This is a genomic window from Clostridium disporicum, from assembly GCF_001405015.1.
Taxonomy (GTDB): domain Bacteria; phylum Bacillota; class Clostridia; order Clostridiales; family Clostridiaceae; genus Clostridium; species Clostridium disporicum_B.
Map to the genome: position 1 here is coordinate 1 of NZ_CYZX01000002.1, position 24,750 is coordinate 24,750.

The window sequence follows — 24,750 nt, forward strand, 5'->3', positions numbered from 1 at the left end:
CCTTTCCCATAATGGACACATCCTTTCTTAACTAAATATTATTTTACTTAGTTCGATTTAATGTGTCCACTACTTTATACTAACACCAATATTGATATATTTATATTATCAGAACGTATGTTTATCTGCAAGGGGTGGTATTGTGTAATAAAAGGAAAATATAAAAAATACAACCACAAATATTAAAATGTGGTTGTAATATTATTAATAAGTAGTTTTTCTAAAAAACTTTGATATTTCAAAAAAGGTAAATGGTATTATGGATAGCAAGGATACAAAAAGCCAATCTTTTAATGTTAAAGAGAAAACACTAAATATTTTAGCAATTGGTGGGATAGAAACTATAGATATCTGAAGAATGATACCTATTAAAACAGCTCCTAGCAATTTTTTGTTTTTAAATAGACCAATTTTGAAAACAGATACTTTCTCACTTCTCATAGCTAAAGAGAGTATAAGTTGCGAACCGCTTAAGACCACAAATGACATAGTTTGAGCATGAACTAAAGAGTTAGGATATAGATATTCACCTACTTTAAAAGCAAATAAAGTTGTAAAGCCTATTATTACTCCTAGTAATATTAAAGTTGTTGCAGTACCGTTAGAAAATAGATTGTCTTTAGGGTTACGAGGCTTTTCTAACATAACATTAGGATCTTTAGGGTCTACTCCAAGTGCTAAAGCAGGTAAACTATCAGTTATAAGATTTATCCATAATATATGGATAGGTAATAGAGGAGAAGGCCAATTAAGAAGTATAGCAACGAATAAAGTTAGTACTTCTCCTAAATTACTACTAAGTAAAAATACTATAGATTTTTTTATATTGTTAAATATATTTCTACCTTCTTCTATTGCTTTTACAATAGTTGAAAAATTATCATCAGTAAGAATCATATCTGCAGCACCTTTTGCAACATCAGTTCCTGTAACTCCCATGGCTACACCTATATCAGCAAATTTTAGTGAAGGAGCATCATTTACGCCATCACCCGTCATAGAAACAATATTACCATGAGATTTTAAAGCTTTAACAATTTTTACTTTATGCTCAGGAGAAACTCTTGCAAAAATATTATAATTATTAACAATTTTATTAAATTCATCTTGTGAGTAAGAATCTATTTCACTTCCTGATAAAGCTTCAGAAATATCACTTGCTATGCCAAGCTCGCTACCTATGGCAAAAGCTGTATTTTTATGATCACCAGTTATCATAACAGTTCTAATTCCTGCCTTTTTGCTTATGGCTATTGAATTTTTAACTTCACTTCTTGGTGGATCAATCATGCCCATAAAACCTATAAAAACTAGGTCAGATTCTATTGGAATATTTTCATAAGGACCATCTATATCTTTATAAGCAAGGGCTAAAACTCTTAAGGCTGAATCAGACATTTTGTCTGAAACATTTAATATATAGTTTTTATCTTCATCACTTAGAGGTACTATCTCGTTATCTACTAATTTTTTTGTTGAGATTTTAAGGATATTATCTATAGCACCCTTAGTAAATACTCTATATTTATTTTGGTATAAGTGTACTGTGCTCATTAGTTTACGGTCAGAATCAAAAGGGATTTCATATACTCTTTTATGAGTAGTATTTAAAGTGTCTTTTAGAAGATTGAAAGTATTGCCTATATCTATTAAAGCTATTTCTGTAGGATCTCCACTTTTAGAATCATTTGTTGAAGTTGCATCATTACATAAGACCATTCCTTCAATTAAAAGTTTATTTTCAATTTGATTAATATCTAATTTATCAATATCGATTATAGAATTATTTACAAAAGCCTTTTTAACAGTCATTTTATTTAGAGTTAATGTGCCGGTTTTATCGGAACATATAATATTTACTGAACCAAGAGTTTCAACAGCGGGTAATTTTCTTATTATTGCATTTTCTTTACTCATTCTTTGTACACCAAGGGCAAGAACTATAGCAACAGTAGCAGGTAGACCTTCTGGTATAGCTGCAACAGCTAAACTTATAGATGTCATGAACATTTGAAGAAAATTTCGACCTTGTAACATTGATATTATAAACATTAATATAGAGATAGATACTGCCCCTATACCTAGAATTTTACCTAGATGAGCTAAGTTTTTTTGAAGAGGCGTAATATTTTCATTTTCGCTATCAAGCATTTTAGCAATTTTACCTATTTCAGTGTTCATACCTGTAGATACTACAATACCAGTTCCTCTACCATAGGTAGCCAAGGTTGACATAAAAGCCATATTAACTTTATCTCCTATTGCAGTATCATCATGAGATAAAACTATAGTTGAATCTTTTTCAGCAGGCAATGATTCACCAGTAAAAGCAGATTCATCTATTTTCAGATTGATAGATTCTATTAATCGTAAATCAGCAGGAATGTATCTACCAGCGTCTATTATAACTAGGTCACCTACTACAACATCTTCAGAAGGAATCTCAAGTATTACCCCATCTCTTTTTACAATAGCTTTAGGTGTTGATAAAGATTTTAAAGCTTCTAAAGCTTTTTCAGCTTTATTTTCTTGAATAACTCCTATAGTGGCATTTAAAAGAATAACTATAACAATGATTATAGAATCACTTATTTCTCCTAGAAAAGCTGATATAAGAGCAGCTGCAATAAGTATATATATCATCACATCATTAATTTGTGAAAGAAATAGTTCTAGAAGCGTTTTTTTCTTTTTTGTAATTAGTTTGTTTTTACCATTTTTTAAGAGAATTTCTTCTGCAGTTTTAGAAGAAAGGCCATTTGTTATATCTGCATTAAGCATAGATATAACTTTATCGATAGGCTCATTAGAATACATATTTATCACCTCTAATAATTAATAAAAAGTTTTATATAAATATGTTATTAAAAGAAATTAATAATAATGACTTTAAAGGGAACTATTGATAGAAATGATTTTCGTATATTGTTATAAAAAGCAAAAATATGTATAATGTTTAATTAAGATATAAATTATCGGTAGAGGGGGAGTTTGATGATAAAAAAATTTATATCATATTACAAACCATATAAAAAACTATTTTATTTAGATTTAATTGTAGCAGCCATAGCATCAGGTGTTGATTTATTTTATCCTATGATGACTAGAAAACTAGTAAATGAAGCTGTTCCTAATAGAGATATTAGAACTATTGGAGTTTTTGCAATTACTCTTTTAATTATTTATTTAATAAAAGCAGCTTGTGGTTACTTTATGAATTACTATGGACATGTTGTTGGGGTTAGAATGCAAGCTGATATGAGAAAGGATATGTTTGATCATCTTCAGAAGTTACCTAATTCATATTTTGATAATAATAAAACTGGTGATTTAATGAGTAGAATGATAAATGATCTTATGGAAGTATCGGAGCTTGCGCATCATGGACCAGAAGATATATTTATATCTGTAGTAATGCTTATAGGATCATTTATAGTTTTAAGTACAATAAACTTTCCACTTACATTAATAATCTTTGCATTTGTTCCATTTATAGTTATGTTTACTTGGAAACAAAGAACAAGAATGAATAATGCTTTTATGGAAACACGAGTGGAAACATCAGAAGTTAATTCAAATTTGGAAAATTCAATTTCAGGAATAAGAATTTCGAAATCATATGTATCACATAATTATGAAAAGAAGAAATTTAACAAAGGAAATGAAAAATTTAAAGCTGCGAGAGAAAGAGCATATAAAGTAATGGCTGAATATTTTGCAGGAGTTAATTTTGGAATAGACTTTTTAGATTACGTTGTATTAATATCAGGAGGAATATTTACATTTTATAATATTATAGATATAGGAGACTTTCTTGCTTATATGCTTTATATTAAGCTATTTACTCAGCCTATTAAAAAGCTAGTAAATTTTATGGAGCAATATCAAAGTGGTATGACTGGATTTAAGAGATTTATTAAAATAATAGAAGAAGATATAGAAAAAGAAAGTGATACTGCAATTGAAATTAAGGATATCAAAGGAGAAATAGAATTCAGTAATGTTAATTTTAGTTACGAAGATAATAAAATATTAGAAGATGTATCTTTAAAAATTGAAAAGGGAAAAATGTTAGCACTTGTTGGCCCATCAGGTGGAGGAAAATCTACTTTTTGTAATTTAATACCTAGGTTTTATGATGTAGATAGTGGAGATATAAAAATTGATGGTATAAGCATTTATGATATAACTTTATCATCTTTAAGAAATAATATAGGTGTAGTACAACAAGAAGTATTTTTATTTACTGGAACTATTAAAGAAAATATTAAATATGGAAAGCAAGATGCAACAGATGCTGAAATTATAGAGGCAGCTAAAAAGGCTAATATTCATGATTATATAATTGGCTTGAAGGATGGCTATAATACGTTTATAGGTGAGAGAGGTGTTAAACTATCTGGAGGACAAAAGCAAAGAATATCTATTGCAAGAGTATTTCTTAAGAATCCACCAATCTTAATATTAGATGAAGCAACTTCTGCGTTAGATAATACTACTGAGTATTTAATACAAAAATCTTTAGAGGAACTTTGCAAGGGAAGAACAACAATAGTAGTAGCTCACAGATTATCTACAATTAAAAATGCTGATGAAATTATAGTATTAACAGAGAATGGCATAGAAGAAAAAGGTAGTCATGCAGAGTTAATAAGGAAAAGTGGAATTTATGCAGAGTTAAATAGATATGCTGTTGTTAGCTAATAGTTATCTGGTAGAAGTTAATATAAAATAGTTGATAGTGGGACAAAATAAGGATGTTAATATATTAAGTTCGTATTGACTAAAAATATCTAAAAGAGTAAAATGAACTTAAACAATATACCCCGTGGGGGTACACTAGGAGGAAATATTATGGTTAAACATGTACAAGAAAATGAATTCTCAGCAGAGGTTTTAAATTTTGATGGAGTTTCAGTAGTAGATTTCTGGGCTTCATGGTGTGGTCCTTGTAAGATGATTGCTCCAATATTTGAAGAGGTTGCTGGAGAAATAACTAATGCTAAATTTGTAAAGGTTAATGTAGATGAGAATCCAAATTTAGCGAATCAATTTAGAATAGCTAGTATTCCAACTATTTTAATTATGAAAAATGGTGCACCAGTAGATACTTTAGTTGGTTTTATGCCTAAACCACAATTAAAGGATGCTATTGCTAAGCACGTATAGGAAGCGTGATATAGGTGGAGAGATATGATATTGCTATAGTAGGAAGTGGCCCAGCTGGGTTATCCGCTGCATTAAATGCAAAAATTCGTAATAAGAAGTTTATTATCTTTGGAAATAAGAATTTAACTAATAAGTTAGTTAAAGCTCCTAAAGTAAATAATTACCTAGGGTTTTATGGCATGAATGGTGAAGAGATTAAAAATAAATTTCAAGAACATTTAGATGCTATGAATATAAATATAACATATGAGAGAGTAAATAATATTTATGCTATGGGTGATTATTTTGCTTTAATGGTAAATGAAAAAATGTATGAGGCGAAAACCTTGATTTTAGCTACAGGTATGGAATACACAAAAGCTATAAAGGGTGAACTTGAATTTTTAGGTAGAGGTGTAGGATATTGTGCTACTTGTGATGCACCTCTTTATAAAAATAAAGTTGTTACAATAATAGGATATAATAAAGAGGCTGAAGAAGAGGCTAGATATGTTAGTGAGCTTGCAAGTAAGCTTTATTATGTTCCTATGTATAAAGGTGAATATGAATTAAATGATAGTATTGAAGTTATTCATGATAAACCTGTTGAAATAAGTGGAGAGTTAAAAGTTAATAAACTTAAATTAGAAAATGCTGAATTAGAAACTGATGCAGTATTTGTCTTAAAAGATACTATTTCACCTGGGCAACTAGTTCCAGGATTAGAAATTGAAGATGGACATATAAAAGTTGATAGAGAAATGAAAACTAATATAGAAGGTTGCTTTGCTGCCGGAGATTGTGTTGGAAAGCCATATCAATATATTAAGTCAGCTGGAGAAGGTAATATAGCAGCGTTGAGTGCAGTTAAGCATTTAGATAATTTAAAGGTTAAGTAAAAAAAAAGGAAACTACACAAAGTAGTTTCCTTTTTTTTACTTATATATTTTGATATAATTATTATGACTAAGTGTTTAAGGGGTATTATTTATGAGTACAGAATTATATAGTAATTTAGAAAATCATTGGAATAAAAATGGTCATAAACCTTATAAAAAGCAGAATATTAATATAGCAGGCAAAGATGAATGTGATAGGATCTACAGCAATGATTATTATACTGAAAATATACAGTCTGAAATTGCAGATGCATTATTGGAATTAATTATTGATTATAGAGATGATATAGAGCCAATATTAAACTATATAACAAGATATAAGTTACTTGACTTCTATGATAAGTTTTTATCAAAGTTAGATATATTAATTAAAGAGGGAATTGTTGTAAAAGATGAATTGCATAATTTGGCTATTTCTTTTGTAAAAAGATATGATGACTTTGAGGTAATAAAGTTAGGGTTATTGATGTTAAGATTTGGTTCTAATGAAGAAGGGTTAAATATATTAAAGATTTTTTCTAATCATAATGATTTTATTTTTTATTCTATAGAAGGAATAAAGGGATATGAAAAATGTAATTCTATAATTTTTGAGATTGCAAAAAGATCTACTGGGTATGGACGAGTTATATCATTGTCTAAAATTGAGCCAATAGCTTTAGAAATAAAAAAATGGATAGTAGGAGACGCTGTAAACAATATATTTTTACAAGAGTTTTTAGTTGCTATTTCATTTAATAAGATTGATTATGTTCAATACTTTAGTGAAGAAGAAAAAACAAATAAAATGTTTAAAATTTTAACTAGAAATTTATCTTTACTTTATGAACTTAGAGAAAGTTTTGTAAATAGTATCTCTTTTGAACTAATTGATATTTATTGTGGTTGGTTTAAAAAATATAAATGTTCATTTGATAGTTTGTATGTTATGTGTGCATTATTTTCACTATTCTATAAGGTTGATGGTGAGAGTAGCTTAATTGATAAATTAGAATTATCAAAAGAAGAAGAGGAGTTTATAGATTATGAAATAGAAAATTTTATAAAGAGTGATTATACTGATATTTTAAAAAAATGTATTAAATTAAAGAGTGCTGAAATAAGTAAAATTATTGATGTAGCCATGGCTTTGGATGTTTATTTAACTTTTGATGAATTAATAAGTACGCTTAAAGATAATCCTCTTGATATTTCAATATATAATTATGTTATGAACTGTGGAAGTGATAAAGATAGAAGTGATTTAATTGAGTTTGCTTTAGATAAAATAAATTTTGATAAAATAATTAACACAAATGAACTCATAAACGATGAAGATTTTGATGAAGAGTATATAGAAGATTATTGTTTTTTATTGATAATAGTTTGTATGGATAGAAATTATAAGGACTTTTTAAAGTTAAATTTATTAGCTCTTAAATCAAGATATATAAAAACAAAAATAGAAGCCTTAAATAATTTAAAAAGTATTAAAGATAGATTAGATGACGAAGCTATTAAAGAGATTAAGTTAACGTATGAAAAAGAAATTGATAGTTATCAGAAGAAAAACTTGAGATCACTATTATTGTTGTTAGACGAAGAAACTATAAATAATGAGAAAGAGAATTTAGATAAGTATAGAGTGAAAATTCATGTAAAAGATATATACTTAACTAATATATGGGTTGAAAAAACAGAAAATATAGAAATTATAAAGTTAAGAAGAGAATTGTATGAAGAGGACATTGTGTATTTAAAAGTTGATAAAAATAATGATACAGGTGACAAAATATCAATTTTTAATAATGATGGTTATTTTATTGGTTATATAAAAAGTAAAGAAAATATTGTTTTGAAAAATCTTATGGATTGGGGTAAAATAATATACGGCAAAATTGCAAATATAAGTGAAGATTATAAAGAAATAGAATTGGCGCTTTATTTAAGTTATGAAGATGTTATAAAAGAAGTTTCTAACGCTTTTAATATGGTTATTAGAAATCCTAATGGATACTTGAATTAATAATTTGAATAATAAGTATAATCAGCACAAAAGATGAAGGATAGGTGAAATATGGTGATAGTAGTAGGTGGAATGATAGGGCTTGGGAAAAGTTCTGTAGCAGAAATATTAGGGGAACATTTTAAATCAGAGGTATTTTATGAAAGTGTAGATGATAATCCGATTTTACCACTATTTTATAGTGAAACAGAGGAAGAAATAGCAAAAAAAAGATATCCATTTTTATTACAATTATATTTTTTAAATACAAGATTTAAGAGCATAAAGGATGCACTTCATTATGATAATAATGTTCTTGATAGATCAATTTATGAAGATTGGTATTTTGCAAAGAAAAATATGGAGTTAGGAAGAATATCAGAATTAGAAATGAATATATACGAAGGTTTATTAAATAACATGATGAGTGAGTTAGAAGAACTTCCTAAGAAGGCTCCAGATATTATGGTATATTTAAAAGGTTCATTTGAAACTGTAATGAAAAGAATAAATTTAAGAGGAAGAGATTTTGAAATTGATGATAGCTTAAGAGATTATTATCATTTTTTATGGGAGGATTATGATAATTGGATAAATAATTATTATAATGCGTCAGAAGTTGTGGTAATTGATATGGACAATTTAGACGTGGTTAATAATGAAGATGATAAAGAAATACTTATAAAATTAGTAGAAGAAAAGTTAAGAGAAGTAAGAGGATAATAAAAGGTATAAGAGTATTAGAGAGTGAGATGTGAGGGGATGACGAAGAAAGCAAAAATAATATTACTTTCAATTAGTTTAGGAGTAATAATGTTAATTTCAGTAGTGCTATTTAAATTAGCTTCTGGAGGATTTCAATTTTTGACTTATGCTACTGAGAATTACTTAGAGGTGCAACTGGAGGATTTTTTAAGTAGAGATAGTGGACAAGGTTACAATGAGAATATAACTATTATTGGGGAAAGAGATTATAATAATAGAACATTGATATTTTATGAAGCAGATTGTCAAGAAAATATAATTTTGAGTTATGAAAATAAAGGGAAATTTGGCAAGTATAATGTTTATAATCTCGAGAGAATTGTTAAAAGTGATAATTCTATTGCTATGATAGATATTTATGAGAATAATAGAAAAAAGTATATAATACTATCTAGTTTAAATAGAGATGATTTTGATAGTATAAATATAGTGAATAAGTCAACGAATAAAATATTGGAAGAAATAGATTTAAAAAATATTTCAGAAGAAGATTTTAATATTAATGAATTAAATGAGAAAAGTGTTGTTATAGAATATATACCAAAGTCTAATATTGAAATTAAATTAGAATTAAACAAAAAGAGTGGAAATTAAATTCCACTCTTTTTCTTCTTATTATTTAAATGAAGCAAATGATGCATCAGATGGCATTCTCCAATCACCTCTAGGGCTTAAAGAAATAGTTCCAACTTTTGGACCATCAGGTAATGCGCTTCGTTTAAATTGTTGAGTGAAAAATCTATATATGAATTTATCTAACCATTTTTCAATCTCTTCTTTAGAATAGTCATTTTTAAAGGCATTTTCTGCTAAGAATAATATTCTCTCTTTTGAAGAACCATGTTTTATAAAGTGATATAGGAAAAAGTCATGAAGCTCGTAAGGACCTACTATATCTTCTGTTTTTTGAGAGATATTTCCCTCGCTATCTTTAGGTAGCAATTCAGGACTTACTGGAGTATCTAAAATATCTAATAATGTTTCAGAAACATCTTTGTTAGATTCATTTTCAGCTACATACTTAACTAAATACCTTACAAGAGTTTTAGGAATTGAAGGATTTACGGAGTACATGCTCATATGATCTCCATTATAAGTACACCAACCTAATGCTAATTCAGAAAGGTCTCCAGTACCTATAAGTAATCCACCTTCTTTATTTGCTAAATCCATAAGTATTTGAGTTCTTTCCCTAGCTTGAACATTCTCATATGTTACATCGTGTATATCTTTATCGTGGCCTATATCTTTAAAGTGTTGAAGAGAGGCTTCAACTATGTTTATTTCTCTAAGGTCACAGTTAAGTTCCTTACATAGAGTTAAAGCATTATTATAAGTTCTATCTGTAGTTCCAAAGCCTGGCATTGTAATAGTAATAATATTTTTATTATCAATGCCAAGAAGTTTAAATGTCTTAGCAATTACTAGTAATGCTAAAGTAGAATCAAGTCCTCCGGAAATTCCTATAACAGCTTTTTTTAAGCCAACATGCTCTAGTCTTTTTGCAAGAGCTGATGATTGTATATTAAAGATTTCTTTGCATCTTTCATCGCGCTCATGAATATTTGATGGAACGAAAGGATGCTTATCTATATATCTAGTAAATTCATTTATTTTAACATCTTTAAAAGCGAAATTAATATATTTAAATTGATGTAGTAAAAAAGATGAAGAATCTCTAAAACTTAAATTCTTTAATCTTTCAGAGTTTAATTTAAATACATCTACACAAGATGAAATAACTTCATTTTCTCTTTGGAATCTTGAGTTTTCTTCCAAGATAGATCCATTTTCAGCTATAATAAGGTGACCACTAAATAATAAATCTGTTGTAGATTCATATACACCGGCTGAAGAATAGATATAAGAAGACATACATCTAGCACTTTGGTTAGAAATTAAAGATTTTCTGTAATCTTTCTTGCTAACTAGTTCGTTAGAGGCTGAAAGATTACCTATAATATTGGCACCAGCTAAAGAAAGATAAGAGCTAGGGGGAATAGTTACCCATAAATCTTCACAAATCTCAACTCCAAATTTATAATCTCCAGCATTAAATATTAAGTTTGTACCGAAAGGAATATCTTTTTGGAATGAAAGGTTAACTTTTTGGTCTATTATGTTGACACCTTGAGTAAACCATCTTTTTTCATAGAATTCACTATAGTTAGGAATATATGACTTAGGAACGATACCTAAGATATTTCCTTCAAAAATTAGATAGGCACAATTGTATAATACGTTATTATGTAAAAGTGGTGCACCTACTGCTATTAACATATCTTTATCTATGCTACTTTTCACAATAGACTCTAAACCTTTTATAGATGCATTTATAAGTGAAGAATTTAAAAATAAATCTCCACAAGTATAAGAAGTAACGCATAATTCAGGAAATACTAAGAATTTTATATTCTTATTTTTTGCATCTTCAATACAATGACATATATTTTCTATATTATAAACTATATCTGCAACTCTAGTTTTAGGGCACGCTGCTCCGACTTTTATAAAATCCATTTTATCATCTCCGTAAATAAATATTATTTAGTATTAGATTAAAAAGTTAATATAATACATATAAGACAATAATAAAAGGAAAATGCTATAAAATCAACGAAAAGAAAAGGAAAATTAAAACTACGATATTAAATGGTTTGAAATAACTTATAAAATAATAAAAAATAACTTGCAATAAAATAAAAAATAGCATATACTGTAAGCATGAAGAATAAAATATATAAATATCAATTTATTGGAAAGTGTTATATAATAAACTTATCCACAAAGTTGTATCTATATATTTCATGGTAAAATACTTTTATTATTAATGAAAGGGGGAGAACTATGTTAGATGTTATTATTTGGTTAGTAGTAGCAGTTGTCGCAATAATAGTTGATATAGTTACAAGTAGTTTTATATTTATGTGGTTTTCAATAGGAGCATTAGTAGCAATAATTTTATCATTCTTTGGCATAAGTATGGCTTTGCAGTTTATAGTATTCTTGATAACGGGAATAGTTTTAATTGCTGTGGGGTATCCTTGGGCTAAGAAGAAATTTAAGGTAGAAAAAAATCATACACTTACTATGGAACAAGCATATATAGGAAGAGTTATGAAAGCAAATGAAGATATAGTTGAAAAATCTAAGATTAAAGTAGATGGAATATATTGGACAGCATATAACAAAGGAAAGAAGATAAGTAAGGACGATCAATTCGTTATAGTAGGAATAGAAGGTAATAAATTAATAGTTGAATTAAAGGAGAATTAGTATGATTAAATTAATTGTTATTGGAGTTTTATTACTAATAGTATTATTAGTATTACTATCATCTATTAAGGTAGTAAACACAGGTTATTTATACGTAGTAGAAAGATTGGGGCAATTTCATAGAATTTTAGAACCAGGTTGGCACTTTATGATTCCTGGAGTAGATTTTGTAAGAAAAAAGGTATCAACTAAACAACAAATTTTAGATGTACCACCTCAATCAGTTATCACAAAGGATAATGTTAAAATTTCTGTAGATAATGTTATTTTCTATAAGATGTTAAATGCAAGGGATGCTGTATATAATATAGAAGATTTTAAATCAGGTATAGTTTACTCAGCAACAACTAATATGAGAAATATCATTGGTAACATGACTTTAGATGAAGTATTATCAGGAAGAGATAAGATAAATTCAGATCTTTTAAGTATAATTGATGAAGTTACAGATGCGTATGGTATTAAAATTCTATCAGTTGAAATTAAAAATATAATTCCACCAGCTGAAATACAACAAGCGATGGAAAAACAAATGAAGGCTGAAAGAGATAAGAGAGCAGCTATTCTTGAAGCCGAAGGGCAAAGACAATCTCAAATTGAAAGAGCTGAAGGGGAAAAGCAAGCTAAGATTTTATCAGCAGAAGCTGAAAAACAAGCTAATATAAGAAGAGCAGAAGGTTTAAGAGAGTCTCAATTATTAGAAGCTGAAGGTAAAGCTAAGGCTATAGAACAAATAGCTATTGCTGAGGCAGAAGCTATCAGAAAAGTTAACCAAGCAATTATTGAATCAGGTACAAATGAAACAGTTATAGCATTAAAACAAGTAGAAGCTCTTAAAGAAATGGCAAATAATCCAGCTAACAAGTTAATTTTACCTAATGAGACATTATCATCTTTAGGAAGCATTGCTGCTATAGGAGAAATGTTAAAAGGTAATAACGAATAAAAGTAAAGAAATAAGGAAATATTATAAATAGCCCAACAGGGTTACGTAGGAAGAGTTGTCGTATGAATTTTCATATGGCAATTCTTTTTTTGTATAATTTTGATTATTAATTGACATAAGAAGGAGAACTACTATGATATAATAGAGTTAATGAAAGAAAATAGTGGAGGTTAATATGTTTTTTATTGGAATATTTGGAGTTGATAATAAAGAAAGAGTAATAAATGAAAGTCAGAATATATACTGTAAAGGATGTAATAAGTACGAATTAGGGAAAGTTATTAAAAAGTATAGCTTTTTTCATTTCTTCTTCATTCCACTATTTAAGTGGAATGAAAAATATTATGTTATTTATAATGAGTGTAATCATATTTATGGTATATCAAAAGAAAAAGGTAAACGTATAGAAGGTGGTGAGAAAATAGAGATAAATTATTGGGATTTAAAAGACTTAGATGGATATAGTTATAATGGTGGTAATATATGTATTAATTGTGGAAGAAAAATAGAAGAAGGTTTTGTATTTTGTCAATATTGTGGTGAAAAATTAAAATAGAATTTTGAAGTGATTGTCAAGTTTAATTACATAATAAGTAAAAAATTTTGACTATATCAAAAAAACATATATAATTGTATATGTGATTTTTCAGAATATGATATGAGGTGACTTAATATAATATGGCAGATAATAATAAAATACAAGAAGAAATAATAAAGGCAGATATTAAAGCGGTAGAGAGACTGTGGAAAAATAGCATTCAAGATAACTTATTGGAGTCTTTATTAGAAAAAATGACAAAGGAAGAATTAGTTAAAGTTGCTAAAAAGTATTCCATTAAAGGACTAACATCTTTAAAGAAAGCAGATGTTGTTGAAAGAATAAAAAATGGTATTTTAGAAAAATATGAACAAGCTTTAGATGTTATCGATGAAGATACTTTAAAATTTATTGAAGAGTTAATAGAGAATAATGGACAAAAATTATATAGCTGTAATGATATAATATATTCAAATTATTTAAGAAATAGAGGATTAGTATTTACAGGAACTGTAGATGACGAACTTTTTGTAATATTACCAAAAGAACTTATAGAATTATTTAAAGAAAAAATAAATAAAGAGTTATATCAAAAAGCTAGACTAAATAGAGAGATAATAAGAGCTATAGCAGGGATGATATATTATTATGGAGTTATGGATATAACTTCTATTAAGGAAAATTTAGAAAGAGTATTCGTATGTGAATTTGATTTAGGTTTTATAAAGACTATAGCGCTAACTGGGGAAGAATTAGGATATGATTATGTGGTTGATGAGGAAGTCTTATACCATATAGATGTTGAAGATGTTGAAAAATTAATAAAAGATCAAAGTTTATGTCAGAATGATTATTATAAATTTGATAAGAAAAGTTTAATTAAGGCTGGTGAACCAGATTTTATTGAAGAAAATAAACAGGCTGAAAAACTAAAAAAAGTTTTTAGAGAATTATTTGTTATAGATAATAATATTTTAAGAGAAGAAATGGATTCATTCATAATAGCTATCAAGAATGAAATGTCAAAAGATGAAGCTATAGAAGCTTTCTTAGAAGCTTACGAAATTGAATCTGATGAAGAAAAAGATATTTTTAAACATGAATTAGATGTTTTTGCTAGAAGTATTAGAAGATGGACTCTAAAAGGAAATAATGAAAACGAGATAAAGAAGAATGAGCAAAGAGTAGTTAATGAAGTTAAAATTGGAAGAAATGATCCTTGTATTTGTGGAAGTGGTAAGAAGTACAAAAAGTGTTGTGGAAAATAATGAGGTTATAAATTATGTTCAATATGGCCATTATAGTAATTGGAATAATTGAGTTTTGTATAGGTGTAACCATAAGTGTTTTTTCAAAATCTAAAAAGATAAATGGATTTATCAAATTTCTTTATGATTTTGAAGATGAAGAAGGAAAGATTCAATCAATATTAAATAAATGGATAGGTGAGAATTATGGTATTGTGGGAAGTATGTATGTATTTCTTGCAAGTATAGCTATAGCATTTAATGTAGATTGGTTTATGTTAATCTTAGAAATATCAATAGTAGAATTTTTAAGTTATAAAAGGATAAATAAAGGAATTAAAGATATAATAAAGGATTCACAATAGGTATTATACTTATTGTGAATTTTGCTATAGGAAGTGGTTAGCGTTGGATAAGTCGTATTTGTTTAATAATTATATAAGTATAGCTAGAGGTTTTTTAGCTGAAAAGAATAATATGAAAGCATTGAAATTTCTTAAGAAGGCTTATGAATGTGAAGAAGGAAAAGAAGATGTAGAATTAATTTTAGATATAGCACTTTTATATGATAAGCTTGGTAATCCTGTACTATCTAAGAAAATGTACAAAGAGGTTTTGAATATAGATGAAAATGAAGCTAGAGCATACTATGGAATTGGAGTACTTTATGATGAAAGTGAAAATTTTATAGAAGCTATAAAATATTATAAAAAGACAATTTCTATTGATGAGAATTATGATAAAGCATATTTCTTTTTGGCTAATTGTTATGATGAGATTGGAGAAAAAGAGAAAGCGATAGATTGCTATAAAAAAGTAATAAATTTAAATCCAGAAGATTTATGGGCAAATGCGAATTTAGCCTGTATATATGATGAAATCGGAGAAAACAAATTAGCACTAAAATATATGATGAATGCTTTGGAGATAGCACCAAATCATTTTAGAATACTATTTAATATGGGAGTGTTCATGGCCAAGTGTGGAGATGAAGAGAAAGCTAAAGAGTTTTATAAAAAATCTATTTTAGAAAACAGTAAATTTCCATATAGCTATTTAAATTATGCAGTATTATATAGAGAGAAGAATAAATTTAAAGAGGCTATTGATATTATAAGTGAAGGAATAAAAGAAAATCCGAAACAAGGTTTTTTATATTATAATAGAGCATGCTTTTATGTTAATTTAAAAGAATATGATAAAGCTTTTGAAGATTTACATATGTCTATAAAGCTTGATGAAATTTTTGAAGAATACATGAGAAATGATGAAGAATTAAATCCAATAAGAACGCTAAATAAGTATATACAGTTATATGGAGATTAAGGTAATACTTATATAGTGTATATATAAAATAAATATTATAAAAGAATTGTAGAAAAAAATCAAAATTTGATTGAAAGTTTAACTAATATTTATTATTATTAGAATAGGATTAGTAATTAAGTAGGAGTGAAATTGATGACTAATAGAAGTGAATCAGAAAGCGTACTGAATAAATTATTAGTTCAGTTGTTTAGAGATATTTTAGATATTGAAGAAAAGTGGTTACAAAATAGTGAATTTTCGGATCTTTCGGTGACAGAAATTCATGTCATTGAAGCAATATCTTTAGATAAAGAAAGAACTATGAGTGAAGTAGCTTATGATTTAAGCATTACCGTTGGGACTTTAACTACAGCTATAAATAAACTTGTAAAAAAGGGATATGTAGATAGAAGAAGAATTGAAGAAGATAGAAGAGTTGTATTAGTTATGTTGACTGATAAAGGGAAAGAAGTATTTAAGTATCATGAAGAATTTCATAATGACATGGTAAAATGCACTATTGATAGTTTCTCTAAAGAAGAGGAGATAGTTTTAGTATCGGCATTAAAGAGAGTATCTGAATTCTTTGAAGAAAAATACCATCTTATAAAATAATAAGTGTTTAAATAGACATCTGATTTGATGTCTATTTTTTTATAATTAAGATAACTTAATATGAAAAATGAATAAATATATGCTTAATGTTGAATCATATTTATATAATATTAAAATTGTAAATTATTACGAGGTGAAGAAATGTGGCAAGATGTACTTATGATAATAGCGATAGGGTTATCTGTATATAGTATATATGATTTTGGTTCTATGATAATTAAAAAGATTATAAATAATACAAAAATATCTAAAAAGATATATAGTTTTAAAGGTAAAATTAGATATTATCCTTTACTTGGATTAATTATATTTATGAGTAATTTAATTGGATTAACCAAAAAAAGTGATGAGGAAATAATTATTAGTAAATATATGTTAAGTGTAATGGTACAGAAACTTTATAGTAAATCTGGAACTTTAAATAAGCTGACTATAGGTATTTTGAGTCTTTTTTTAATAATAAATTTTATTTTAAGTATACTTGTAAAACCTATTATGTATGAAGAAGGAATTGTATGTTATGATGGAAATTTTTTATCATGGGATAAGATAAAATCAATAACTACCGTACAAAATCAGATAGGTAGTAGAAAGTTTATAGTTATTAATACGGCTAACAAAGAAATATACCTTAGAGTAGCTAATAGTGAGAGTAATAAAGTAAAAGAAATAATATTTAATAAAACTGGTATAGTAAATAAGGAAATAGTAACAGAATTTAATTAGGATTGATAATACATACACAAAAGCAATTGTTATCTATATAACAATTGCTTTTGTGCTTTAAAAGTAAAAAAAGGATAAAAAGGAAATAATGAATAAAAATATCTGTAAATATAAAGGTTTTACAAGGGGGAGAAGTATTTAAAAATAAAATTCAAAAATTACCATAAAAAAAGATTGACAAAAAATAAACAATAGAATAAAATAAAGACATAGGAGATGTTAAAAAAATAACAAACACAGTATAAGTTAAATAACTAAAATAAGTAAATAAGTAAAATTCATATATATTTAGGAGGAAATAGAATGATAGTAACAAATGCTCAAGAGTTAACAAAAAGAATTGAAGAATTAAGAAAGGCTCAAAGAGAATTTTCAAAATTTAATCAAGAACAAGTTGATGAAATTTTTAGACAAGCAGCTTTAGCAGCTAACCATAATAGAATTAAATTAGCAAAGATGGCTGTTGAAGAAACAGGAATGGGAATAGTTGAAGACAAAGTAATTAAAAATAACTTTGCAGCTGAATATATATATAATCAATATAAAAACTTAAAAACTTGTGGGGTTTTAGAAGAAGATAAAACAAATGGTATTACTAAAATCGCTGAGCCAATCGGAGTTATTGCAGCAATAGTTCCAACAACAAACCCAACATCAACAGCGATATTTAAGTGTTTAATAGCCTTAAAAACTAGAAATGCAATAATAATATCACCACATCCAAGAGCTAAAAAAGCGACAATTGAAGCAGCTAGAATAGTATTAGATGCAGCAGTAAAAGCTGGAGCTCCAGAAGGAATAATTGGATGGATAGATGAACCATCAGTTGAATTATCACAAAATGTTATGAGAGAGTCAGATATAATTCTTGCAACAGGTGGGCCAGCAATGGTTAAAGCTGCTTACTCATCAGGAAGACCAGCTTTAGGTGTTGGAGCAGGTAATACACCAGCAATTATAGATGAAAGTGCACATATTAAAATGGCTGTAAATTCAATTTTATTATCAAAAACATTTGATAACGGAGTTATTTGTGCATCAGAACAATCAATAATAGTTTTAGAACAAGTTTATAATGAAGTGAGAACTGAATTAGCTGAAAGAGGAGCGTATATCCTTAAAGGTGAAGAAATAGATAAAGTAAGAAAAGTTATTTTAAATGAAAGAGGCGGCTTAAATGCTGATATAGTTGGACAAACTGCTCATAAGATAGCAACAATGGCTGGTGTTGATGTTCCAGAAACAACTAAAGTATTAGTTGGAGAAGTTACATCTGTTGAATTAGAAGAACCATTCTCTCATGAAAAATTATCTCCAGTTTTAGCTATGTACAAGGCTACTACATTTGAAGAAGCTTTAGATAAAGCTGATAGATTAATTGAATTAGGTGGTATGGGACATACTTCAATCCTTTATACAGATCAAATAATAAATAGAGATAGAGTATTAGTATTTGGCGAAAGAATGAAAACTGCTAGAACTTTAATAAATATGCCAGCAGCTCAAGGGGCAATCGGAGATTTATATAACTTCAAATTAGCACCATCATTAACATTAGGATGCGGTTCTTGGGGTGGAAACTCAGTTTCAGAAAATGTTGGTCCTAAGCATTTAATAAACGTTAAGAGTATAGCTGAAAGGAGAGAAAATATGCTTTGGTTTAGAGTTCCAGAAAAAACTTACTTCAAATACGGATGTTTACCAGTTGCTTTACAAGAATTAGGAGAGATGGGTAAAAAGAAAGCTTTCATAGTAACAGATAGAGTGTTATTTGAATTAGGATATACAAATAAAGTTACTGAAATATTAGAAGCGAATGGAATTCAATATAAAATATTCTCTGATGTTGAGCCAGACCCAACTTTAAGATGTGCTAGAGCTGGAGCAGCAGAAATGACAAGCTTCCAACCAGATGTTGTTATTTCATTAGGTGGTGGATCAGCTATGGATGCTGCAAAGATTATGTGGGTTATGTATGAACATCCAGAAGTTAACTTCCATGATTTAGCTATGACATTTATGGATATCAGAAAGAGAATATACAAATTCCCAACAATGGGACAAAAAGCAATGATGGTTGCTATAGCAACTTCAGCTGGTACTGGATCAGAAGTAACACCGTTCGCAGTAATAACTGATGAAGAAACTGGAGTTAAATATCCATTAGCTGACTATGAATTAACACCTGATATGGCTATAGTTGATGCTGAATTAATGATGACATCACCAAAAGGGTTAACAGCTTGTGCTGGTATAGATGTATTAGTTCATTCAATTGAAGCTTACGTTTCAATTATGGCTTCAGAATATACTAATGGATTAGCGTTAGAAGCAATAAGATTAGTATTTAAATATTTACCAGATGCTTATAACGAGGGAACTACTAATGTTAAAGCTAGAGAAAAGATGGCTCATGCTTCATGTATGGCAGGTATGGCATTTAGTAATGCATTCTTAGGAATTAATCACTCAATGGCTCATAAGCTAGGTGCATTCCATCACTTACCACACGGTATGGCTAATGCTTTAGTTATGAAAGAAGTTATCAAATTTAATGCTACTGATGCACCAACTAAGCAAGCAGCATTTGCTCAATATAAGTATCCAAATGCAGCATGGAGATACGCAAGAATTGCTGATCACTTAGGATTAGGCGGAAATACTGAAGCTGAAAAAGTTGAATTATTATTAAAGGCAATAGACGAATTACAAGCAAAGGTTAATATGCCAAAGACAATTCAAGAAGCTGGAGTAAGTGAAGTTAAATTTATGGAAACATTAGATGAAATGGTAGAGCAAGCATTTGATGATCAATGTACAGGTGCAAATCCAAGATATCCATTAATGAGTGAGTTAAAAGAAATGTATATTACTTCATATTATGGAGAAAAGGCTAATGTTATGGCAGAAGCAGCAGTAGAGAATACAAAGAAAAAAGAAAAGAAACAAAAATAGTACTTTATAAATAATGATGTAAAAAATTTATTACTTTCAATAGGGATCTTAGTAGAAATGCTAAGGTCCTATTTTTATTGTAAAAGAATAGAGGTTACATATAGTAATTAAAGAAAGTTATGAAAATAAAGAGAGATTATTCAATGTTAAACAGGAATCTACTATTAAGATAATAGCAGCTTTATGGTATAAATGTAATTGGCTATGTTAAGTGAAGTAAAAGTACTTTACTAATAAAATATTGGACAAGTATTATGTTGTTCGAAAAAATAAAAAGGGGTGGTACAATGAAAAATAAACTTATAGCCGCGATTATATCGATTTGTATAATAGGGGGATTGGGTGCTGCTATTGTATTAGGTTCAAAGGTTGATGATTCAAGCAAGTTAGCTGATAAAAAAGTTATTCAAGAGAAAAGTATAGAAGATAATAATTCTAGAGAAAAAGATGATGATAAATCTCAAGAAAACGTAGAGGTTGAAAGCGTAGAAATTACCAATGATAGTGATGTCCAAACTGCAATGATAGAAAATTCGCAGCCAATCCAAAATTATGTAGAAAAAGAAACGGAAGCATCTAATGATGCTATAGAGAATTATACTGAGGAATCCAAACAGGTAGTAGAATCAGAGCAGAATACTATTGAATTCTCTGAACCAAACATTGAAACACAAACTCCAAGCTACTCTTCTGATTTTATGTCTGAAGTAGAAAGTATGATTTTTAATAAAGTGAATGAAGAAAGAAGTAAAAATGGACTTGCTCCACTATCTTATAATAGTACGATGGAGCGTTATGCAAGAATAAAATCTCAAGATATGGGAGACAGGGGATACTTTGACCATAATAATCCAGAAGGCGAACTTATAACAGCTCAAATGCAAAGGGATGGTGTAAGTTATAGTTCGTGGGGAGAAAATATAGCTTATATAGGTGGCGTTTCTGATGCAGCTACATTAGCTAATCAATTTATGACTAACTGGATGAATTCATCAGGTCATAGAGCTAACATATTATCAACTAATTTTACTTCTATTGGAGTAGGGGTATATAAGATTGGTAATACAGTTTATGCAACACAAGAGTTTTATAGATAGATAAATATTAACTTTAATTATTTAAGGAGCTATACATTTTGTAATAGCTCCTATTTTTTATTATAGATTTTAATATATAATATAAATTATGTTATACTTTTGTGATGATAGGAGTTTAAAATTTTTAATTTAAATAAATTTGAGGTGTTAGAATGAAACCGTTAGCGGATTTAGTTAGGCCAAAAAAGTTAAGTGAGGTTTATGGACAACAACATATATTGGGTGAAAACAAGATTTTAGATAGAATAGTAAAAAGTGGACGTATTTCTAATATGATTTTCTATGGGCCACCAGGTGTTGGGAAAACTACAGTAGCCAATATTATAGCAGAGAAAGCTGGTAAAAGGTTTTATAAATTAAATGCTACAAATGCATCCTTGAAGGATATTCAAGATATAACAAAAGAATTGGATACATTCATGGGGATAAATGGAGTGCTTTTATATTTAGATGAGATACAAAACTTTAATAAGAAGCAACAACAATCCTTATTAGAGTATATAGAGGATGGAAGAATTACCCTTATTGCATCAACAACAGAAAATCCGTATTTTTACATATTTAAAGCGTTGTTGTCTAGATCGACTATCTTTGAATTTAAACCTTTAAGTGAAGAGGATATCAAAAAAGCTATAAATAGAGCTATAGATATTAAAATTAAAGATTATAGCGAAATAAAGTTGGAAGTTACAGATGAGGCGAAGATGTACCTTGCATCATATTGTAATGGTGATGTTAGAAAAGCTTTAAATGGGTTAGAAGTAGCTCTCAATTCTACTAAACCTAATGAAGATAAGGTTATATTAATAGATATTGATGTAGTTAAAGATTCTACACAAAATAAAGTTATATCTTATGATATGGATGGAGATGCTCATTATGATGTTTTAAGTGCTTTTCAGAAATCAATTAGAGGTAGTGATCCAGATGCAGCTATTCATTATTTAGCTAGATTAGTTAAGGCAGGTGATTTGATTTCTATTTGTAGAAGGCTTCAAGTTATAGCTTCTGAGGACATAGGGCTTGCTTATCCACAAGCAGCTTTAATTGTAAAATCATTAGTAGATTCAGCAAGGGAGCTAGGTTTTCCAGAAGCCAGAATACCATTAGCTGAAGCAACTATACTTTTGGCAACAAGTCCTAAATCAAATTCGGCGTATTTGGCATTAGATGCTGCGCTTAGAGATTTAGAAGATATTACTATAGGGGATATACCTAGGCATTTGAAGGATGCTCATTATAGTGGGGCTTCTAAGTTAGGAAGAGGATTAGAGTATAAATATCCTCATAATTATCCTAAGCATTATGTAGAACAACAATATCTTCCTGATAACATTAAAGATAGAAGTTATTACAAATATGGTGATAATAAATTTGAAAAAGCTACTAAAGATTATTGGAGAGCGATTAAGGAAAAATAATGGCTATAGATTAATAAAATAAGCATTTTTTATATTTAAAATAAAAGTTTTGACAAAAAAGTATATGAAAAACTTATTATTAATTAAAAATTTAAAAAACTAATTAGTATAGTTGACAAAAGCAGAGTAAGTTAGTATGATATAAATATAAAGCAGAGCAAAAGAGTCAGAATAAGGGGTGAGAAAATGAAACTATCTACAAAAGGAAGATATGGAGTAAAAGCTATGGTAGAACTTGCTATAAACCATGGTAAATCCCCTCTATCAATAAAAACTATTTCTCAGAGACAAGGTATTTCTGAATATTATTTAGAACAACTTTTTTCTCCTTTGAGAAAGGCAAAGCTTATAAATAGTATAAGAGGTGCTCAAGGGGGGTACGTCCTTGGGAGGGAGCCAAAAGACATAAAAGTTTCTGATATAATGTATGTTCTTGAGGGACCTATAGAAATTGCTGATTGTATTGAAGGGGTATCTTGTGATAACATTGATTGTTGTGCTACAAGGCTTTTATGGACAAAGATTAAAAATAGTATAGATGAAGTTATGGAAAACATAACATTACAAGATATAGTAGATGACTACAATAGAATAAAAGAAAAGAATGAAACTTTAGTTTTAAAGAGGAGTGAACAGTAAATGAGAACAGTATATATGGATTATGCGGCTACTACATATGTTAAGCCAGAGGTTTTAGAAGAAATGATGCCATATTTTACTCAAAAATTTGGAAATCCATCATCTTTTTATGGGATTTCAAGAGAAACGAAGATGGCTATAGATAAGGCTAGAGGTCAAGTGGCTAAAGCTCTTAATTGTGATGTTAATGAGGTTTACTTTACAGGAGGTGGATCTGAAGCAGATAACTGGGCGATAAAAGGAATTGCTTCAGCACATAGAAAAAAAGGTAATCATATAATAACTACAAAGATAGAACATCATGCTGTTCTTCACACTTGTGAATATTTAGAGAAAAATGGTTTTGATGTAACATATTTAGATGTAAATGAAGAAGGATTTATAGATTTAGAAGAATTAAAAAATGCAATAACTGATAAAACTATTTTAGTATCAATTATGTTTGCTAATAATGAAATTGGAACTATTCAACCTATAAAGGAAATAGGTCAAATCTGTAGAGAAAGAAAGGTATTCTTCCATACGGATGCAGTTCAAGCAGTAGGAAATATCCCTGTTGATGTTAAAGAAATGAATATAGACTTATTATCTTTAGCAGGACATAAGATATACGGTCCTAAAGGTATAGGTGCATTATACATAAGAAAAGGAATAAAGATTGACAACTTAATCCATGGCGGTGGGCAAGAAAGAGCTAGAAGAGCTGGTACTGAAAATATTGCTTCTGTAGTAGGATTAGGAAAAGCTATAGAGTTAGCAACTGAAGATTTACAATGTCATATGGAGAAATTATCTTCATTAAGAGATAAACTAATAGACGGAATATTAGAAAAAGTTCCATATTCATATTTAAATGGACCAAGAGGAGATAAAAGATTACCTGGTAATGTAAATGTAAGATTTGAATTTATAGAAGGTGAATCTATACTTTTATCTCTAGATTTTGAGGGGGTATGTGCATCAAGTGGAAGTGCTTGTACTTCAGGATCATTAGATCCATCGCATGTATTATTAGCGATAGGATTACCACATGAAAAAGCTCATGGATCATTAAGATTAACTTTAGGAGATGGATCAACAGAAGAGGATGTTGATTATGTTATTGAGGTATTACCTGGAATTATAGAAAGAATTAGAAATATGTCACCATTATGGAGTGATTTTGTGAAGAAGGGAGAAAAATAAT

The 24,750-nt window shown here is 28.4% G+C and carries 21 protein-coding genes; 19 read left to right on the forward strand and 2 right to left on the reverse strand.

Annotation, left to right across the window (positions count from 1 at the left end):
* Positions 1-204: 204 nt before the first annotated feature.
* Positions 205-2,817, reverse strand: a complete 2,613-nt coding sequence (locus ARA56_RS01185) for a cation-translocating P-type ATPase (protein WP_055263119.1) — start codon at positions 2,815-2,817, stop codon at positions 205-207.
* Positions 2,818-2,994: 177 nt separating this feature from the next.
* Here ARA56_RS01185 and ARA56_RS01190 point away from each other — a divergent pair, with 177 nt between their 5' ends.
* The 6 genes from ARA56_RS01190 to ARA56_RS01215 all read left to right on the forward strand — a co-directional run bounded on the left by ARA56_RS01190 (position 2,995) and on the right by ARA56_RS01215 (position 9,390).
* The gene (locus ARA56_RS01190; RefSeq protein WP_055263121.1) at positions 2,995-4,704 is read left to right on the forward strand and encodes an ABC transporter ATP-binding protein; all 1,710 of its coding nucleotides are present in this window, start codon (positions 2,995-2,997) and stop codon (positions 4,702-4,704) included.
* 150 nt (positions 4,705-4,854) lie between these two features.
* Positions 4,855-5,169, forward strand: a complete 315-nt coding sequence (trxA, locus tag ARA56_RS01195) for a thioredoxin (RefSeq protein ID WP_032118049.1) — start codon at positions 4,855-4,857, stop codon at positions 5,167-5,169.
* Positions 5,170-5,183: 14 nt separating this feature from the next.
* The gene (locus ARA56_RS01200; protein WP_055263123.1) at positions 5,184-6,047 is read left to right on the forward strand and encodes an NAD(P)/FAD-dependent oxidoreductase; all 864 of its coding nucleotides are present in this window, start codon (positions 5,184-5,186) and stop codon (positions 6,045-6,047) included.
* Between the two features lie 91 nt (positions 6,048-6,138).
* Positions 6,139-8,052 carry a hypothetical protein gene (locus ARA56_RS01205; protein ID WP_055263125.1) on the forward strand — a complete coding sequence of 638 codons (1,914 nt, stop codon included), beginning with the start codon at positions 6,139-6,141 and terminating at the stop codon, positions 8,050-8,052.
* Between the two features lie 51 nt (positions 8,053-8,103).
* Positions 8,104-8,754, forward strand: a complete 651-nt coding sequence (locus ARA56_RS01210; RefSeq protein WP_055263127.1) for a deoxynucleoside kinase — start codon at positions 8,104-8,106, stop codon at positions 8,752-8,754.
* Between the two features lie 39 nt (positions 8,755-8,793).
* Positions 8,794-9,390, forward strand: coding sequence for a hypothetical protein (locus ARA56_RS01215; RefSeq protein ID WP_148315726.1), 597 nt, complete (start codon positions 8,794-8,796; stop codon positions 9,388-9,390).
* A 21-nt stretch (positions 9,391-9,411) separates the two neighbouring features.
* Here the strand turns inward: ARA56_RS01215 and ARA56_RS01220 are convergent, their stop codons facing one another.
* A complete protein-coding gene (locus tag ARA56_RS01220; protein WP_055263131.1) occupies positions 9,412-11,316 on the reverse strand; it encodes an NAD(+) synthase in 1,905 nt (634 codons plus the stop codon).
* Between the two features lie 327 nt (positions 11,317-11,643).
* On the opposite strand from ARA56_RS01220, the gene ARA56_RS01225 reads away from it, so the two are divergent.
* The 13 genes from ARA56_RS01225 (at position 11,644) to nifS (ending at position 24,749) form a co-directional block, all read left to right on the forward strand.
* Positions 11,644-12,072, forward strand: a complete 429-nt coding sequence (locus ARA56_RS01225) for an NfeD family protein (protein WP_055263133.1) — start codon at positions 11,644-11,646, stop codon at positions 12,070-12,072.
* Between the two features lies 1 nt (position 12,073).
* Positions 12,074-13,018: an SPFH domain-containing protein gene (locus ARA56_RS01230; RefSeq protein ID WP_055263135.1), complete on the forward strand. Its 945-nt coding sequence runs from the start codon at positions 12,074-12,076 to the stop codon at positions 13,016-13,018.
* A gap of 175 nt (positions 13,019-13,193) precedes the next feature.
* Positions 13,194-13,574: a zinc-ribbon domain-containing protein gene (locus ARA56_RS01235; RefSeq protein ID WP_055263137.1), complete on the forward strand. Its 381-nt coding sequence runs from the start codon at positions 13,194-13,196 to the stop codon at positions 13,572-13,574.
* Positions 13,575-13,696: 122 nt separating this feature from the next.
* Positions 13,697-14,824, forward strand: coding sequence for an SEC-C metal-binding domain-containing protein (locus tag ARA56_RS01240; RefSeq protein ID WP_055263139.1), 1,128 nt, complete (start codon positions 13,697-13,699; stop codon positions 14,822-14,824).
* Positions 14,825-14,838: 14 nt separating this feature from the next.
* A complete protein-coding gene (locus ARA56_RS01245; protein WP_055263141.1) occupies positions 14,839-15,168 on the forward strand; it encodes a hypothetical protein in 330 nt (109 codons plus the stop codon).
* A 43-nt stretch (positions 15,169-15,211) separates the two neighbouring features.
* Positions 15,212-16,129 (forward strand): tetratricopeptide repeat protein, encoded by a 918-nt coding sequence (locus ARA56_RS01250; protein ID WP_055263143.1) that lies wholly within the window; start codon positions 15,212-15,214, stop codon positions 16,127-16,129.
* 135 nt (positions 16,130-16,264) lie between these two features.
* A complete protein-coding gene (locus ARA56_RS01255) occupies positions 16,265-16,726 on the forward strand; it encodes a MarR family winged helix-turn-helix transcriptional regulator (RefSeq protein WP_055263145.1) in 462 nt (153 codons plus the stop codon).
* 141 nt (positions 16,727-16,867) lie between these two features.
* A complete protein-coding gene (locus ARA56_RS01260) occupies positions 16,868-17,452 on the forward strand; it encodes a hypothetical protein (RefSeq protein ID WP_055263147.1) in 585 nt (194 codons plus the stop codon).
* A gap of 303 nt (positions 17,453-17,755) precedes the next feature.
* The gene (adhE, locus tag ARA56_RS01265) at positions 17,756-20,407 is read left to right on the forward strand and encodes a bifunctional acetaldehyde-CoA/alcohol dehydrogenase (protein ID WP_055263149.1); all 2,652 of its coding nucleotides are present in this window, start codon (positions 17,756-17,758) and stop codon (positions 20,405-20,407) included.
* A gap of 287 nt (positions 20,408-20,694) precedes the next feature.
* On the forward strand, positions 20,695-21,504 hold the full coding sequence (locus ARA56_RS16265) for a CAP domain-containing protein (protein WP_070205626.1): 810 nt from the start codon (positions 20,695-20,697) through the stop codon (positions 21,502-21,504).
* Positions 21,505-21,656: 152 nt separating this feature from the next.
* The gene (locus ARA56_RS01275) at positions 21,657-22,925 is read left to right on the forward strand and encodes a replication-associated recombination protein A (RefSeq protein ID WP_055263151.1); all 1,269 of its coding nucleotides are present in this window, start codon (positions 21,657-21,659) and stop codon (positions 22,923-22,925) included.
* Positions 22,926-23,111: 186 nt separating this feature from the next.
* Positions 23,112-23,564, forward strand: coding sequence for an RrF2 family transcriptional regulator (locus tag ARA56_RS01280; RefSeq protein ID WP_055263153.1), 453 nt, complete (start codon positions 23,112-23,114; stop codon positions 23,562-23,564).
* Positions 23,565-24,749 carry a cysteine desulfurase NifS gene (gene nifS, locus ARA56_RS01285; RefSeq protein ID WP_055263155.1) on the forward strand — a complete coding sequence of 395 codons (1,185 nt, stop codon included), beginning with the start codon at positions 23,565-23,567 and terminating at the stop codon, positions 24,747-24,749.
* Position 24,750: the final 1 nt, after the last annotated feature.